18 protein-coding genes are annotated in these 13,346 nt (G+C 65.3%); 6 read left to right on the top strand and 12 right to left on the bottom strand.

Annotation, left to right across the window (positions count from 1 at the left end; genetic code table 11):
- The 5 genes from JOZ06_RS09835 to JOZ06_RS09815 all read left to right on the top strand — a co-directional run.
- Window positions 1–946, top strand: a 946-nt coding sequence (locus JOZ06_RS09835) for an ABC transporter permease (RefSeq protein WP_293231912.1), incomplete at its 5' end; no start/stop codon positions are given.
- Window positions 943–1,815: an ABC transporter permease gene (locus JOZ06_RS09830; RefSeq protein WP_293231910.1), complete on the top strand. Its 873-nt coding sequence runs from the start codon at window positions 943–945 to the stop codon at window positions 1,813–1,815. The genes JOZ06_RS09835 and JOZ06_RS09830, both read left to right, overlap by 4 nt.
- Window positions 1,808–2,638: an ABC transporter ATP-binding protein gene (locus JOZ06_RS09825; RefSeq protein ID WP_293231908.1), complete on the top strand. Its 831-nt coding sequence runs from the start codon at window positions 1,808–1,810 to the stop codon at window positions 2,636–2,638. The genes JOZ06_RS09830 and JOZ06_RS09825 overlap by 8 nt, the downstream gene beginning before the upstream one ends.
- On the top strand, window positions 2,635–3,372 hold the full coding sequence (locus tag JOZ06_RS09820) for an ATP-binding cassette domain-containing protein (protein ID WP_293231906.1): 738 nt from the start codon (window positions 2,635–2,637) through the stop codon (window positions 3,370–3,372). Before JOZ06_RS09825 ends, JOZ06_RS09820 begins: the two co-directional genes overlap by 4 nt.
- The gene (locus JOZ06_RS09815; RefSeq protein WP_293231904.1) at window positions 3,365–4,633 is read left to right on the top strand and encodes a Xaa-Pro peptidase family protein; all 1,269 of its coding nucleotides are present in this window, start codon (window positions 3,365–3,367) and stop codon (window positions 4,631–4,633) included. Before JOZ06_RS09820 ends, JOZ06_RS09815 begins: the two co-directional genes overlap by 8 nt.
- A gap of 234 nt (window positions 4,634–4,867) precedes the next feature.
- Here the strand turns inward: JOZ06_RS09815 and JOZ06_RS09810 are convergent, their stop codons facing one another.
- Complete coding sequence (locus tag JOZ06_RS09810; protein ID WP_293231902.1) at window positions 4,868–5,692, bottom strand: hypothetical protein; 825 nt, start codon at window positions 5,690–5,692, stop codon at window positions 4,868–4,870.
- Window positions 5,693–6,088: 396 nt separating this feature from the next.
- On the opposite strand from JOZ06_RS09810, the gene JOZ06_RS09805 reads away from it, so the two are divergent.
- Window positions 6,089–6,748 carry a methyltransferase domain-containing protein gene (locus JOZ06_RS09805; protein ID WP_293231900.1) on the top strand — a complete coding sequence of 220 codons (660 nt, stop codon included), beginning with the start codon at window positions 6,089–6,091 and terminating at the stop codon, window positions 6,746–6,748.
- A 337-nt stretch (window positions 6,749–7,085) separates the two neighbouring features.
- Here JOZ06_RS09805 and JOZ06_RS09800 read toward each other — a convergent pair whose 3' ends face one another.
- From JOZ06_RS09800 to cybH, 11 genes are all read right to left on the bottom strand, one after another.
- On the bottom strand, window positions 7,086–7,298 hold the full coding sequence (locus tag JOZ06_RS09800) for a hypothetical protein (RefSeq protein WP_293231898.1): 213 nt from the start codon (window positions 7,296–7,298) through the stop codon (window positions 7,086–7,088).
- Between the two features lie 333 nt (window positions 7,299–7,631).
- Window positions 7,632–8,366, bottom strand: a complete 735-nt coding sequence (hypB, locus tag JOZ06_RS09795) for a hydrogenase nickel incorporation protein HypB (protein ID WP_293231896.1) — start codon at window positions 8,364–8,366, stop codon at window positions 7,632–7,634.
- 12 nt (window positions 8,367–8,378) lie between these two features.
- The gene (gene hypA, locus JOZ06_RS09790) at window positions 8,379–8,720 is read right to left on the bottom strand and encodes a hydrogenase maturation nickel metallochaperone HypA (protein ID WP_293231894.1); all 342 of its coding nucleotides are present in this window, start codon (window positions 8,718–8,720) and stop codon (window positions 8,379–8,381) included.
- Complete coding sequence (locus JOZ06_RS09785; protein WP_293231892.1) at window positions 8,713–9,723, bottom strand: hypothetical protein; 1,011 nt, start codon at window positions 9,721–9,723, stop codon at window positions 8,713–8,715. The genes hypA and JOZ06_RS09785 overlap by 8 nt, the downstream gene beginning before the upstream one ends.
- Window positions 9,720–10,196: a [NiFe]-hydrogenase assembly chaperone HybE gene (gene hybE, locus JOZ06_RS09780; RefSeq protein WP_293231890.1), complete on the bottom strand. Its 477-nt coding sequence runs from the start codon at window positions 10,194–10,196 to the stop codon at window positions 9,720–9,722. Before hybE ends, JOZ06_RS09785 begins: the two co-directional genes overlap by 4 nt.
- Window positions 10,193–10,414, bottom strand: coding sequence for a rubredoxin (locus tag JOZ06_RS09775; protein WP_293231888.1), 222 nt, complete (start codon window positions 10,412–10,414; stop codon window positions 10,193–10,195). The genes hybE and JOZ06_RS09775 overlap by 4 nt, the downstream gene beginning before the upstream one ends.
- Entirely contained in the window at window positions 10,411–11,283 is an 873-nt protein-coding gene (locus JOZ06_RS09770) for a hydrogenase expression/formation protein (protein ID WP_293231886.1), read from the bottom strand. Before JOZ06_RS09770 ends, JOZ06_RS09775 begins: the two co-directional genes overlap by 4 nt.
- Window positions 11,280–11,711: a hypothetical protein gene (locus JOZ06_RS09765; protein WP_293231884.1), complete on the bottom strand. Its 432-nt coding sequence runs from the start codon at window positions 11,709–11,711 to the stop codon at window positions 11,280–11,282. Before JOZ06_RS09765 ends, JOZ06_RS09770 begins: the two co-directional genes overlap by 4 nt.
- Complete coding sequence (locus JOZ06_RS09760) at window positions 11,708–12,016, bottom strand: HypC/HybG/HupF family hydrogenase formation chaperone (RefSeq protein WP_293231882.1); 309 nt, start codon at window positions 12,014–12,016, stop codon at window positions 11,708–11,710. Before JOZ06_RS09760 ends, JOZ06_RS09765 begins: the two co-directional genes overlap by 4 nt.
- Window positions 12,016–12,621: a HyaD/HybD family hydrogenase maturation endopeptidase gene (gene hybD / locus JOZ06_RS09755; RefSeq protein ID WP_293231880.1), complete on the bottom strand. Its 606-nt coding sequence runs from the start codon at window positions 12,619–12,621 to the stop codon at window positions 12,016–12,018. The genes JOZ06_RS09760 and hybD overlap by 1 nt, the downstream gene beginning before the upstream one ends.
- 9 nt (window positions 12,622–12,630) lie before the next feature.
- Window positions 12,631–13,338: a Ni/Fe-hydrogenase, b-type cytochrome subunit gene (gene cybH, locus JOZ06_RS09750; RefSeq protein ID WP_293231878.1), complete on the bottom strand. Its 708-nt coding sequence runs from the start codon at window positions 13,336–13,338 to the stop codon at window positions 12,631–12,633.
- Window positions 13,339–13,346: the final 8 nt, after the last annotated feature.

The raw sequence follows: 13,346 nt of genomic DNA, 5'->3' as shown, positions 1-13,346 counted from the left end.
GCTGCTGACCTTTTTGCTGTCGCGCCTGGCGCCGATCGATCCGGCATTGCAGGCGGTGGGCGATCACGCCAGCGAGGCCAGCTATGCGCAGGCGCGCCTGGCGCTCGGGCTGGACCGGCCTTGGCCGCAGCAATTCGCCCATTATGTCTGGCGGTTGGCGCAGGGCGATCTCGGCGTGTCGCGCGCCACCGGGCAGCCGGTTGCCGACGATTTGCGCCACGCCTTTCCGGCCACGGTCGAGTTGGCTTCCACCGCCATGCTGTTCGGCGGACTGGCGGGGCTGGGGCTTGCCTTGTTGGCAGCGCGTTATCCGGGGCGCTGGCCGGATTGGGTGGCACGGGGCATCGCCGTGCTGGGTTATTCGGTGCCGGTGTTCTGGCTCGGTCTGATCGGCCTATTGCTGTTCTACGCGCGCTGGCACTGGGCGGGCGGCCCGGGGCGTGTCGACGATGCTTTTCTCTATAGCTTGCCGGCGGGTAGCGGCCTGTTGTTGCTCGATAGTTTGCGCGCCGGCGACAGCGATTTATTGCGCAATGTGGTGGCCCATCTGTGGCTGCCGACGCTGGTCCTGGCGTTGCAATCGACCGCGGGCGTGGTGCGGGTGCTGCGCGCCGCGCTGCTGGAGGCGTCGCGCCAAGAGTATGCGCTGGCGGCACGTGCCCGCGGCGCCGGCGAGTGGCGCATCTTGTGGCGCCACGCCTTGCCGAATGTCGCCAGCCTGGCGGTGACGGTGCTGGCGTTGACCTATGCCGGCTTGCTCGAGGGCGCGGTGCTGACCGAAACCGTGTTCGCCTGGCCGGGCATCGGCCGCTATCTGACCATGGCGCTGTTCGCTGCCGATACGCCGGCGATTTTGGGCGCCACGCTGGTGATCGGCGCCTGCTTCGTATTGCTCAATATGCTGGCCGACCTATTGGCGCGTTGGCTTGATCCGAGAACCCGATGACCGATTCCTCTTATTCCCTGGCGGATGGCGCGCCGCCGCCTGCATGGAGGGCCGGCCGGCCGCGCCGGCTGACGCCCGTGCTCTGGCTGGGCGTGGCTATTCTCGCCTTGCTGCTGGCCGTGGCGCTATTCGCGCCATGGCTGGCGCCGTCCGATCCCGACGGGCAGCAATTGACGCTGCGGCTGCTGCCGCCTTCCAGCGCGCACCCGTTCGGCACCGATGGCTTGGGGCGCGACGTGTTGTCGCGCGTGCTGTTCGGCACACGACCGACGTTGCTGCTGATTTCGTTGGTGCTCTTACTCACCGTGCCGGTGGGCCTGACTGTCGGCATCGCCGCCGGCATGGCCGGCGGCTGGATCGAAACCATCCTGATGCGCTTGACCGACATGGTGTTGGCGCTGCCCAAGCTGGTGCTGGCCTTGGCCATTATTGCCGTGCTGGGGCCTGGTTTGTTGAAAGGCGCGCTAGCCTTGGCGCTGACCGCCTGGCCGGTGTATGCGCGTCAGGCTCGGGCCGAAACGCTGGTGCTGCGTCATAGCGACTATTTGGCCGCCGCGCGCATGCAGGGCATTCACGGTGTGCGCCTGTGCTTCGGCCACGTGTTGCCGATGTGCCTGCCTACCACGGTGGTGCGCGCCACGCTCGATCTGGGCGGCATGATTCTGGCCGCGGCCGGTCTAGGCTTTCTTGGGCTGGGGGTGCCGCCGCCGACGGCGGAATGGGGGAGCATGGTCGCCGACGGCAGCGCGGTGATCTTCGATCAGTGGTGGGTCGCCATGGCTCCTGGCGGCGCCATCCTGCTGGCGAGCCTGGCGTTTAATCTGCTGGGCGACGGGCTGCGCGACTGGCTGGATCCGCGCCATGAATGAGCCGATGCCGACACTGCCGCTCATTGTCGAGCGTTTGACGGTACGCGCCGCTCAAGGCGCGCTTGTCGATGGCATCTCGTTTTGCCACGAGGGGGGGCTGGTCGCGCTGGTGGGCGAGTCCGGCTCAGGGAAGACCATGACCGCGCGGGCACTGCTGGGCCTGACTCCGCGAGGCTGCCGAGTCGAGGCCCAACGGCTGTTGTTTCGCGGCCAGGATTTGCTTGCCGCCACGCCGGCTGATTGGCGCCACTTGCGCGGGCGCCACATCGGCCTGGTGCAGCAAGACCCGCGCTATGCGCTCAATCCGGTCAAGACGGTCGCCTGGCAAGTCGAGGAGGGCCTGCGGCTGCATCATCGCCACCTCGGCCGACGGGAGCGGCGCGAGCGGGTGGAGGCCATGTTGACCGCCGTGGGGCTGACGCCGAACCGCCGTTTGCTGAACGCCTATCCGCATCATTTGTCCGGCGGCATGGGGCAACGCGTGATGCTGGCGGCAAGCTTGATCAGCGAACCGGCGTTGCTGATCGCCGATGAGCCGACGTCGGCGCTGGATGAGGCGCTGCGGCGCCAGGCGCTCGACCTGATCGCCTCGCTGGCCGAAGCGCGCGGCATGGCGGTGTTGTTGATCAGCCACGATTTGCCGCTTGTGGCGCATTACTGTCGCCAAGCGCTGGTGATGCGGCATGGCGCGCTGCTGGAGACGTTGCCGGCTGGCGAATTGGCGCATGCGCGTCATCCCTATACCCAAATGCTGTGGCGCTGCCAGCCGTCGGCGGCGACGTACGGCCAGCAGCTGCCCGTCTGGGAGGAGGACGCGCCATGACCCTTGCTGTGTCGATGCGGGATGTATCGATTCGCCATGCCGCCGCGCGCAACGTCACGCCGTCCGTGCGGGAGGCGACGCTGGCGATCCGCCAGGGCGAGATTTTCGGTCTGGTTGGGCCGTCAGGCTGCGGCAAATCGACATTGCTGCGCGTGTTGGCCGGTTTGAACGGTTACTGGGACGGCGCCATTGAGCTGCTGTCTCAGCCATTGTCGCCCGGCGTGCCGTTGACCGGCGCCTTGCGCCACGCGGTGCAGATGGTGTTTCAAGATCCGTACGCCTCGCTCCATCCGCGTCATACCATCGGTCGCGCGCTGGATGAGCCGTTGCGGCTGATGGGCGAGCGCGATACCGCGTCGGGGCTCGACGAGGTCATGCGTCTCGTCGGGCTCGACCCGCGTCTGCTGGCGCATTACCCGCATCAGCTGTCGGGTGGGCAGCGCCAACGGGTGGCCATCGCCCGCGCCTTGCTGACCCGGCCAAGGCTGTTGCTATTGGATGAACCGACCTCGGCGCTGGACAAGTCGGTCCAGGCCGGCATTCTCAATTTGCTTAACCGTCTGCGCGCGCAGTTCGGCATGACGCTGGTACTGGTCAGCCACGATGCCGACGTGATCGCCCATCTGTGCGACCGCGCCGCTTTGATGAGGGCGGGGCGTCTCGGGCCGGCACTCGACCGCGAGGCGCTGGTGCGGGCGTTGACAAACCCAGAAAGAGAGACAGGCAATGAGTAAGGGATGGCTGGATCGTCAGCGCGCGGCGCGCCTCATGGAGAAAGCCGGGCTCGATGCCCTGGTGCTATGCGAGCCGGAGTCGTTTTTTTACGCCACGGGGCTGAGCCAAGGCGTGGCTGGGCTGTTTCGACGCGCCGGCGCTGGCTTTGCCCTGGTGCCGGCCGATCCGGCGCGGCCAATTGGCGTCGTGGTCGGCGATCTTTTTGCCGAGCCGTTTCGCCAGGCTGGTGGCGATGTCGAATTGCGTACCCATCCGCTATGGATCGAGACCGCGCGGGTGGATGGCGACACGCTGGCCATCGAGCAGGCGCTGGCCGCGGATTGGGCGGCGCGCCGTTCCAGCGATTTCGCGCGGCCCGCCACCTTCGATTTGAAGGGCGCGCTAGGCGAACTCAAACGCTTGTTGCAGTCGCAGCATTTATCCCAAGCGCGAATCGGTTTTGACCTGGACTTCGTTCCGGCCACGGACTTCCTGCAGATTCGCAATGCCTTGCCCAATGCGCTGATCCTCAATGGCTCAGGGGTGCTGGCGCGGCTGCGGATGGTCAAGCAGCCGGACGAGGTCGCGCGCCTGCGTTTAGGCGCGAGCTTGGCCGACGCGGGGCTGGGCCGGCTAGCCGCCGAGGCCGTGCTTGGCGCTTCGCGCCAGGATCTGGTTGCGGCGTTCCGGCAAGGCGTGTCGGATGCCGCGCAGGCGCGCGGCGTGCCCGTTCCACCCAGCTGGGAGTACATCTCGATCGGCCGCCAACCATGGGGCGATGGCGCCTTGTTGGACGAGGGCGACGTGGTCAAGGCCGATGTCGGCTGCGTTATCGACGGTTATTCGTCCGATAGTTCGCGCAATTTCATCCTCGGCACCCCGACGCCGGCACAGGCGCGGTTGCATGCGATTCTGGAGCAGGCGTTTGCCGCCGGTCTGGAAATGATCGGCCCGGGCCGCCCGTTGGCGGCCGTGCACCGCACGGTGACGCATGTGCTGCATGAAGCCGGCCTGCGCGGCTTCAGCCGCGGCCACTTCGGCCATAGCCTGGGGCAGGGGGGCTTTTGCGAACAGTGGCCGTTCATCGCGGCGGACAGCAACGTTTCGTTCAAGCCGGGCATGGTGATGGCGTTCGAAGTGCCGCTGTATGTCGATGGTGTGGGCGGCTTCAATATCGAGGATCAACTATTGATTACCGAAGAGGGGGTCGAGGTCATGAATCGGTTGCCGCGCCAACTGATGCCGCTGGGGCAGCCGCCGTCACAATCGACCATGGCATAATTCGTGGGAATATTTCCCACAAACAATATTTTCCAATATAATGACTGGGCCTTCTCGCTGGGGCCGCTCCCCGCGTGAGCTTCAGCGAGAAGGGCGGCGCGTCGATTCCTGCCAGGTCGGCGCGAGCGACTTTGTTCTGTTCGTTGGCGCCCCCGTTTGGGGGCGTTTTTTTATGCAGGCCAAAAACAAAAACGCCCCGGGTGGGGCGCTGATGCATCAGGTGCGGCGGTATGCTTAGAAAGCGTAGCCGAAGCCGAGGCTGACGGTGTTTTGCTTGGTCGTGCTGTTCGGTTCGAAGAAACCGGTGCCGTAAAGCGGGCTGGCGCCGTACTTGAACTGAGTGTGTTCGTAGCCCAGGTTGGCGTGGAAGTCCTTGGAGATGGCGTAGTCGACACTGAAACCATAGCTGGTTTGCGCCGAGTTGCCCAAGCTCTCGCCCGGGAACACGGACTGGTTGGTGCTGATCTTCGACTGCATGGTGCGGCCGGAGAAGTAGTTGGCACCGAGAACCAGCTTCTCGATCGGCGCGTATTGTACCTTGGCGCCGGCGCCATAGTAGTTATTGCTGTAAGTTTCCTGATTGCCGTCGGCCAGGCCGCGTTTCCATTCGTGATAACCGTATTGGAGGTACGGGGTCACCATCGCCTGCGAACCCAGATTGAAGCCCTTGCCGTAGGTCAGGCTGTAATCGTCGATCTTGGCGGTGGAGGAAGTCGTGACCGAACCATACGGCAGGCCGCCGCCGATATAGGAACCAACGTAGTTGGTGCTGCCTTCGTTATGGCTGTACTGGGCCTTGAAATAATCATTGCCAAGCAGGACATCCTTCATCAGCGAAGCGGAGAGCGTGTAGCCCGGAACCGTGCCGCGCTCGGTATCCATCAGGCCTTGGGCGGTGCCGTAGGTGCCGCCGTATTCGGAGTAGCGTACGTCGGTCGAGGTGATTTGCAAGCCGATTTGGTTATTGGCGGCCAAAATATCTGCATTGGCTGCGCCAGCGGCATAAGCCGTCGAAACCGCGCACAAAGGAAGAGAAAGAATCAGAAGTTGTTTTTTCATTTCGATTAGCCCGAGGTATTTTTGTTCTCTATAAGATGCAAACAACATATTAGGATTTGCTTTATAAGCAGTGATATTATACTAAGCTATATATACTTATGTAATAGTTAAGCTGGCTAATCATTGATTTTGTTAGTTATTACTCTATTTTTTATTGAATTTAGAGTGATTTAAACCTGCTGCTTTGTTTTATGATTTTGACATTTTGTAAAAAAATGTTAATGCCGCCATGAACTTACTCCCCCTTGTCGGCGCGTTATGCCGGCCCGCGCATCGCCAATCGCGCTGTTGTTTTTGTGCGACGCAATAAGCCGCAGCCTTTCATCTCCCGTTAAGCACGCTTGGCTAGCCTATCGCTCTAAGCCGTATCGGCATCGAGCCAACGGGAGCGATTTCATGGCATGGCATACCCCTTTCGATATCAGCAGCGTGGTCGGATGGATGATGACCGCCGGCGCACGTTGCCGCTCGGTGATGGGACGTCAGGTGGTCGAATGGCGCGCGGCGTCGCCTGGGCTGTTTTTACGTGAGTGGCTGGCGCGGCCGGGCACGGTCGGCGCCGTGTGGCCCAGCTCCAGTGGGCTAGCCCGGCGTATGGCCGCCTGCGTGCCGCGCGGCGGCGCGGGTTTGGTGGTGGAGCTCGGCGGTGGCACCGGCGCGGTGACCGCGGCGCTGCAAGCGCGCGGCATCGCCTCGCAACGACTGTGGGTGGTCGAGCGCTCGCCGGCGTTCGCACATCATCTGCGCCGGCGTTTTCCGACATTAAACGTGGTTCAGGGCGATGCGGCGCGGTTGGCGGAGAGGTTGCCCCGCGGCGCCACGGTCGATGTCATCGTCTCCAGCCTGCCGCTGCTTTCCTTGCCCGCTGCGGAAGCCGACGCCATCGTGGCGGCGTGGCGGCGCGTGCTGCCGCCCGGCGGCACGCTGATCCAGTTCAGCTATGCGCTTCGCGATCGGGCGGGCGTGCCGTTCGAGGGCTTTGTCCAGCAGGGCAGCCACCTGATTTGGTACAACATGCCGCCTGCGCGAGTAAGGGTGTACGTTCGGGGTGATTGAAGGGGGGCTTAGTACTACAGCAGTAGATAGCGAGAAAGAGAGGGGGTCTGGCGTCGTGCGCGTCTGCGGCGCACTGCCTTCGGCGAGTGCGCCCTACGCGAGTGCAAATCCGGCGTCGTAGGGAGCAATCGCCGCGCAACGCGCGGCATTGCGCCAACGCCGCCACGAAGCGGGACCAGGCGTTACAACTGTCGTATTAGGCCGCAATCATGTACATATCGATGTGCATCGATGCGAAAGGGCAGATCACGCCGCCATGTTCGGAACGCTCAAGCAGGCCCAGCTCCGCCAAGGCCACGAAGTCTTCGCGTACGCGTTTGACATCTCGTCCGACCGATCATGCCAATTCGCGTACCGACAGCGCTCCTTTACCTTGTGCCGCCCGGACGATCTCCCAGCGACGTTCGGTGAGCTGCCCGAAAAACTGCGCGGGAGATTCAAAATTGAGCGTTTCTCCTTGGTAGCTGTCCGCCTTGGCGGCTTCGGCAACCCCGCGCAGTGCTTGTTTCCAATCCGGCTGGAGTGTGATGGTGAGATAGCGTTCCGTCATGATGTTCTCCTTGCCCTATACAACTGGGTTCGATGGCGGCACTGTATTGTCCGAGACAAAATGGCCCTAGCGCGTTGTGTGCCGATTTTTTACGTAAAGTTCACTGTTCCGCCTATCCGCGTCACACTTCGCGACGGATGCGCGGAGAGGGAAATATCGAAACCGGGCTGGCGCTGCTCGATAAAGCGATGGGCAGCGAGGCCAAGCCCCGCTAGAGACAAGACGTGCATTGCCTGCGGCGAATACACGCTCCCCGATGGGATGGGTAGCGTGCGTTCGCGAAGCAACGCACGGCCTCCTGAATAGGGCGCAAGACGTGCTTTGCCTGTTGCTTCAATCGCTATTCTCGTCGCGCTCGCTCGCCAGCTGGCAGCGGTTCATGCCCTTGATCAGCCAGTCGAGCCAGGCATCCATGCCGTCGCCCTTGCGCGCCGACACCTGCAGCACCTGGATGTTCGGATTGACGCGGCGGGCGTAGTCGATGCAGGCGTCGACGTCGAAGTCGAGGTAAGGCAGCAAATCGACCTTGTTGAGCAGCATCAGGTCGGCGGCGGCGAACATGTCGGGGTATTTGATCGGCTTGTCCTCGCCCTCGGTCACCGACAGGATCACCACTTTGTGCGCCTCGCCCAGGTCGAACGAAGCCGGGCACACCAGGTTGCCGACGTTCTCGATCAACAGCAGGCTGCTCGGGCTCGGATTGAGCGACTGCAGCGCCTGCCCGACCATGTGGGCGTCGAGATGGCAGCCCTTGCCGGTGTTGATCTGCACCGCCGGCGCGCCGGCTTCGCGAATGCGCTGGGCGTCGTTGTCGGTTTGCTGGTCGCCTTCGATCACGTAGACCAGCGTGTCGTCCAGCTGGCGGATGGTTTCGGTCAATAGCGTGGTCTTGCCCGAGCCGGGGCTGGAGACCAGATTCAGCGCGAAGATGCCGCGCTCGGCGAGCCAGGCGCGGTTGTCGCTCGCCAGGCGGTTGTTCTTGGCCAGAATGTCGAGCTCGATCCGCATCCGCCGCGGCGCGCCGCCGGCGTGAAGAGGGTCATGGCCGCAGCCGCAATCGGTACACATTGAATACTCCTGTTATTCCACTTCCAGCTCGCCGACACGCATGTCGGTGCCGCCGGTGACTTGAATCTGATAACGGCCACAGTGCGGGCAGCCGTGATAGCGCGTCGGCAGTTCGACTTCGCGGCTGCACTGCAGGCACCAGCCGCGGCCGGGCTCGCGCACGATATGGAACACGGCGCCATCGGCCAAGCTGTCCCGGCAGACCACTTCCAGGCTGAAGGTGAGCGCATCGACGTCGACGCCGGCGAGCTCGCCGATGTTGAGCCACACCTGTTTCACCTTGTGGTAGCGCTGCGTCTCGGCTTGTTCTTCCAACAGCTGCAACACTCCCTCGGCCAAGGACATTTCATGCATCGGTCGTTTCCTTGTGATCGCGGCGCAGCGCGATCGCCACGCACGGGTCGATCAGCGTCAACAGGCGGCGCCATTCGTTGTCGCTGGCGGCGGCGCGCGACGCCAGCGTGATCTGAATCAATCCGCGCGGGTGAGTGTGCCAGGCGGTGGGCGGCACCACTTGGTAGTGGCGCACCAAGCCGTGCGCGTCGAGCGCGGCGATGTGTACCAGCGGGCCGCGCGCGGTGTCGACCCGTGCCAGCGCGCCATCGCCGCAGTGCGCGGTTTCGGCCGCGAGCCGGGTTTGGCCGCTGAGCCAGCGCGCGAGCTGTATCAAGCGCGCCAGCAGCCGGGCGCGCGCCCATTCGCCGCGTTCAAGCCAGCTTTGCAGTTGCGGTGCTTCACGCCTAAGCCAGCTGACCTCGCGCGGCTCGCCTTCCCACACCGGGCCCTCGGGCGTGAGCCAGCGCTCGGGCGCCAGCGCCAGGGCGGCGGCGTCGAGTTCCGGCAGCAGGGCCAATCCGGCCTGATGGCCGCCGAGTTGGGCGAGCCACGCCGCCGCGGCGCTGCGCCGGGCGTTGAACCAGATGCGCCAGCCGGCGGCGCCGCGCGCGAGCCAGCGGTCGAGCGGCTCGATGAAGACGTAATCCTCGGCCAGCGCGCCAAGCGCCGCCAAGTCGTGGGCATCGCGCCAGCGTTGTAGCCAAGGCGTCGCGGCCGGCAGGCCGTCGAAGGCGGCGGCGCCGTCGACCAGCAGCAGCCGCAGCGTCTCGCGCGCCGCCTCCAGCGTCAGCGCGTCGCGTTCGGCTTCGGTGGGCATGGCGGTCTGCCCGGCGGCGCCCGCCAGCGCCAGACGCGCCGCCAAGCGCTGCGCGCCGCGGCACAGCGGAAACAGCAACGGCGCCAGGCGCGCCACCTCCGCCGCAGTTTTGCCGGCGAACAGGGCTTCGGGGGCTTGGCGCGGCCAAGCGACGCGGACTTCACCGTTCGTTGGCGCATCGATATGGATCACATCGGCTTTCATGGCGCCAGTCCAAACAAACGCCGACGCGCCGGATCGGGGGCGCCCGGCACGGCGGCGGGAAACAGTTGCCGCAGGATCTCTTCCGCGGTGGCGCGGGCGCTGTCTTGGTCGGCGAACTGCTGGGTCGGCGAAAACAGCGAACACAGCCGGTAGTCGCCGATGCCATCCTCGCTGCCGGCCATGAAGGGCAAGTCGCCGCCGGGCAACGCCAGCACCACGTCGCCGCCGGCCGGCACCGCGGGCAGGGCGCCGGGCTCGGCCGGCAGCAGCATCAGGTTCATGAACCACGGCGTCAGCAGCACGCCGAGCCACAGCGGCCCATCGGCCACTTCAGCCTCGCACGCGCCCACGCGCCAGCGGCGAAAGCCGATGGCCTCGACCGACAGTCGCGGGTTGCCGAGCGGAAAATCGCGCATGCGCGTCTGCGCGATGTGTCCGTATACGGTTTGCAGCAGTACGTCGGGACAGGTCATGCGTCCACGACCCGCATGAATTGCTCGCGCGCGCCGTCGCACACCGGGCATTTCCAATGCGCCGGCAGGGCGGAAAACGGCGTGCCGGGGGGAATCTGCCATACCTCGTCGCCGAGCGCCGGGTCGTATACCCACCAGCAGATCTTGCATTCCAGGCGCGCGTCGTCGGGCAATTGATCGTCGCGGCCGAGGTACGAGCCTTCGAATCCCTGCGTCATGCCGACGCTCCCTGCAGCCAGTCGCGCGCTTCGTGCAGCCTTGTCAGGGTGTCGGCCAAATCGTCGCCGGCCGCCAGCGCCACCTCGGGGATGCGGGTGATTTCCACCGTATCGAGCAAAATGCCGTTCATGCCGTTGAAGTACTGCACGCGCCACACGTTGGCGAGCGTGGTGGCCATGACGCGGCATTTGCCGTAGCCGCGCGAGAACACGCCACTGTTGCCGGGGCCGAGCAGGGCGTCGAGCCAGGCCAGATCGGCCGGGGACAGCGGCAGCAGCGTCAGGTTGATCACATGCGCTTCGTCTTTGGCATGCTGCATGGCGTCGGCGATTTCCGTCGCCAGCGGCGCGGCGTTCATCAGGCCGCCGAGATCCGCCGCGTCGGGCAGAGCGAGCGCCGGACGGCCGAAGGCGCGCGCCTCGCGCCAGACGTCGGCCGGGATCGGGCACGCTTCGATGCGGTCGGCGACGAGCCGTTCGTCGGCATCGTACGTCAACACGCGCCACACGCCGGCGAAGACCGATTCCTGTATGTCCAGCCGCAGGCCGTCGCGCCGCGCCACCCGTGCCGAGACCTCGCCTTCGCCCAGCAGTTGGTTGATCAATTGGCGGTTGGCGGCGTCCAGTGCACCTAGGTCGACCACCGGGTAGCGCTCGGCATCGCCGTCGTAGCCGGCGACTTGGGCAATCAGCCGATCGATCGCCGCCAGCGCGCCGCTAAGCGGCGCGGCTTCCTCGGCCGTGGGCAAAAACGGGGTGGCGAAGCGCTCGATGTCGCGCGGCAGCGGCAAATAGGCCAGGTCGTCATCGTCTGGTTGCGAGCCGGGGCCGAGCGCCACCACCGGCAGCGGGAAGGGGCGGGAACTCATGCGCAACCCTCCCGCGCGCCGGTCACGGCAATGCCGACCGACGGCGGCCGGCGCGGCTCGGCGTGCAGTAGGTCGGCCACCGCGCGCACGATGTCCGGCCAGTCGAGCAGGCCGGAGATGGCGCCAAGATAAGCGCCGCGGCGCAAGAACAACAGCGCCGGAAACTTGATCACGCCATAGCGCTCGGCGATGCGCCGGCTGTGTGCGATGTCGGCGTAGGCGACGGTGAAAGTGCCGGCGGGGAATTCGCGCAGCACCTCGGGCACGATCACCGCGTTGTCGAGCACTTCCGGATAGTGCAGCGGATCGGCGTTGAGCATCAGCAACAGATGCTCGCTGTCGGCGGCCAGTCGGTCCAGCTTGTCCGCATCGACGGCGCGATAGCCGCGCGCCGCCAAACGATCGAAAAGGGTGGGGTGGCTCGTCATGATTTATCCTGCGCCGCCAGGTGCGGCGGCAATTGCGGTTCGCCGAGGCCTAGCCCGGCGAGATGGATGTCGGGGTCGAAACTGCCGTTCATCGCCGCCTCCAGCGCCGCGAGGGCGGCGCCGATGTCGTCGGCCTGTTGCGGCGTCAGCGCCTCGCGCGCGGCGCCGGCGAAGACCAGCAGCCAGTCGCCGGGCGTCACGGCGCCGATCAGCGTCAGATCGACGCTTTCGACCGTGTCGCCATGGCGGCATTGGGCATGGAATTCACCGGCCTGCACGACTTGCATCGGAATGCCCAGGCACATCAGCCGTCTCCCAAGACGCGCGCGTCGCCGATGCGGCACGCGCTGGCGGCCGAGGGCCGGCCGGTTTCATAGTCGCCGAGCGCAAGGCTGGCGTGATTGAGCCGGGCGCCATCCTGGCGCGGTGCAAGCGCCACGCCCCAATCGGCCAGTACGCCTAGGGCGGCGTCGATGGCGGGGTCGATCTGCGCGCGCACCGGCGCGGTCAGGCTGCCGCCGAAGTCCTCCAGCTCCACCGGCTGCACGCCGATCAAGACAATGCGGCGTGGCAACCGGCCTTGCAGCTCGGCCAACGCCAGCACTTCGGAAAAGCCGGTTTGATGCAGGCTCATTTTCTTGGCGGTCAGATAGGCCGGCACGGCGCCGTCGCGGCATAGATGCAAGGTGCCCGGCGGCAGGCCGAAGTCGATGGCGTCGAACAGAATCAGGCTGTCGGCCTGTTCGATCCACGGCAACAGCAACAGCCCTTGGGTGCCGCCATCGATCACGTCGACGTGGTCAGGCAAAGCGTAGCGCGCGAACAGCGTTTCCGCCGCGCGCACGCCGAAGCCCTCGTCGGCCCATAGCAAATTGCCCAGGCCCAGAATGGTGATCGTCGTATCGCTCATGCCGCCGCGTCAGTCCTTGAACATGCGAAAACCGCTGATCATGGTCGAGACCATGCTCTGCTTGGACATGATGTCCTCGCGGATGGCGGCGTAGATATGCACCATGGCGAACAACACGATGGCCCACATGCCGAGCCGGTGCCAGCTATGCAGCGCCAGGCTGTTGCCGCCGACGAGCGAGATCATCCAGCCGAAGGCGCGATAGGCCCAGCTATCGGTGCCCAGGCCCTCGCCGTACAGCGCGAAGCCGGAGAAGCACATCAACAGCGCCGCCCACAGGAAGCTCGCCATGGCGATCTGCCCCACCGGGTTGTGGCCGATGTATTTCTTCGGGTAGCGCTCCAGGAACAGATACCAGCGCACCTCGAAGAAAAATTCGCGCCACCAGCGCTTGTCCCACACCGGCACCAAAATGATTTCGCGCGCGTGCGCGTTGCCGACCAGCGCCCAATAGAAGCGGCCGATCAGTCCGGCGGCGAGGATGTAGCCGGCGGTGAAGTGGGCAAAACGGATATAACCCATCACAAAGGTGAACGCCGCCTCGCCCGGCGCCGACGGCAACGGCTTGCCGATCAGGTAGCCGGTGACCGCCAGCGTGACGATGCACAGCACGGTGACCCAGTGCCACAATCGTACCGGCGCCTCGTACACGTAGATCGAGGTGACCTTGCGCCCCAGCCCCTGCGGGGCGTCGCCGTCGAATCCATAGGTCTTCATCGCTTATC

The sequence above is a fragment of the Paludibacterium sp. genome, from assembly GCF_019232825.1.
Classification (GTDB): domain Bacteria; phylum Pseudomonadota; class Gammaproteobacteria; order Burkholderiales; family Chromobacteriaceae; genus Paludibacterium.
The sequence above is the reverse complement of the archived record's forward strand: the minus strand, read 5'-3'. Positions and strand labels throughout refer to the sequence as shown.

Excerpts from the sequence above, each read along its gene's own strand:
- JOZ06_RS09830 (WP_293231910.1), top strand. The coding sequence starts at position 943 with ATGACCGATTCCTCTTATTCCCTGGCGGATGGCGCGCCGCCGCCTGCA.
- JOZ06_RS09825 (WP_293231908.1), top strand. The coding sequence starts at position 1,808 with ATGAATGAGCCGATGCCGACACTGCCGCTCATTGTCGAGCGTTTGACG.
- JOZ06_RS09820 (WP_293231906.1), top strand. The coding sequence starts at position 2,635 with ATGACCCTTGCTGTGTCGATGCGGGATGTATCGATTCGCCATGCCGCC.
- JOZ06_RS09815 (WP_293231904.1), top strand. The coding sequence starts at position 3,365 with ATGAGTAAGGGATGGCTGGATCGTCAGCGCGCGGCGCGCCTCATGGAG.
- JOZ06_RS09810 (WP_293231902.1), bottom strand. The coding sequence starts at position 5,692 with ATGAAAAAACAACTTCTGATTCTTTCTCTTCCTTTGTGCGCGGTTTCG.
- JOZ06_RS09805 (WP_293231900.1), top strand. The coding sequence starts at position 6,089 with ATGGCATGGCATACCCCTTTCGATATCAGCAGCGTGGTCGGATGGATG.
- JOZ06_RS09800 (WP_293231898.1), bottom strand. The coding sequence starts at position 7,298 with ATGACGGAACGCTATCTCACCATCACACTCCAGCCGGATTGGAAACAA.
- hypB (WP_293231896.1), bottom strand. The coding sequence starts at position 8,366 with ATGTGTACCGATTGCGGCTGCGGCCATGACCCTCTTCACGCCGGCGGC.
- hypA (WP_293231894.1), bottom strand. The coding sequence starts at position 8,720 with ATGCATGAAATGTCCTTGGCCGAGGGAGTGTTGCAGCTGTTGGAAGAA.
- JOZ06_RS09785 (WP_293231892.1), bottom strand. The coding sequence starts at position 9,723 with ATGAAAGCCGATGTGATCCATATCGATGCGCCAACGAACGGTGAAGTC.
- hybE (WP_293231890.1), bottom strand. The coding sequence starts at position 10,196 with ATGACCTGTCCCGACGTACTGCTGCAAACCGTATACGGACACATCGCG.
- JOZ06_RS09775 (WP_293231888.1), bottom strand. The coding sequence starts at position 10,414 with ATGACGCAGGGATTCGAAGGCTCGTACCTCGGCCGCGACGATCAATTG.
- JOZ06_RS09770 (WP_293231886.1), bottom strand. The coding sequence starts at position 11,283 with ATGAGTTCCCGCCCCTTCCCGCTGCCGGTGGTGGCGCTCGGCCCCGGC.
- JOZ06_RS09765 (WP_293231884.1), bottom strand. The coding sequence starts at position 11,711 with ATGACGAGCCACCCCACCCTTTTCGATCGTTTGGCGGCGCGCGGCTAT.
- JOZ06_RS09760 (WP_293231882.1), bottom strand. The coding sequence starts at position 12,016 with ATGTGCCTGGGCATTCCGATGCAAGTCGTGCAGGCCGGTGAATTCCAT.
- hybD (WP_293231880.1), bottom strand. The coding sequence starts at position 12,621 with ATGAGCGATACGACGATCACCATTCTGGGCCTGGGCAATTTGCTATGG.
- cybH (WP_293231878.1), bottom strand. The coding sequence starts at position 13,338 with ATGAAGACCTATGGATTCGACGGCGACGCCCCGCAGGGGCTGGGGCGC.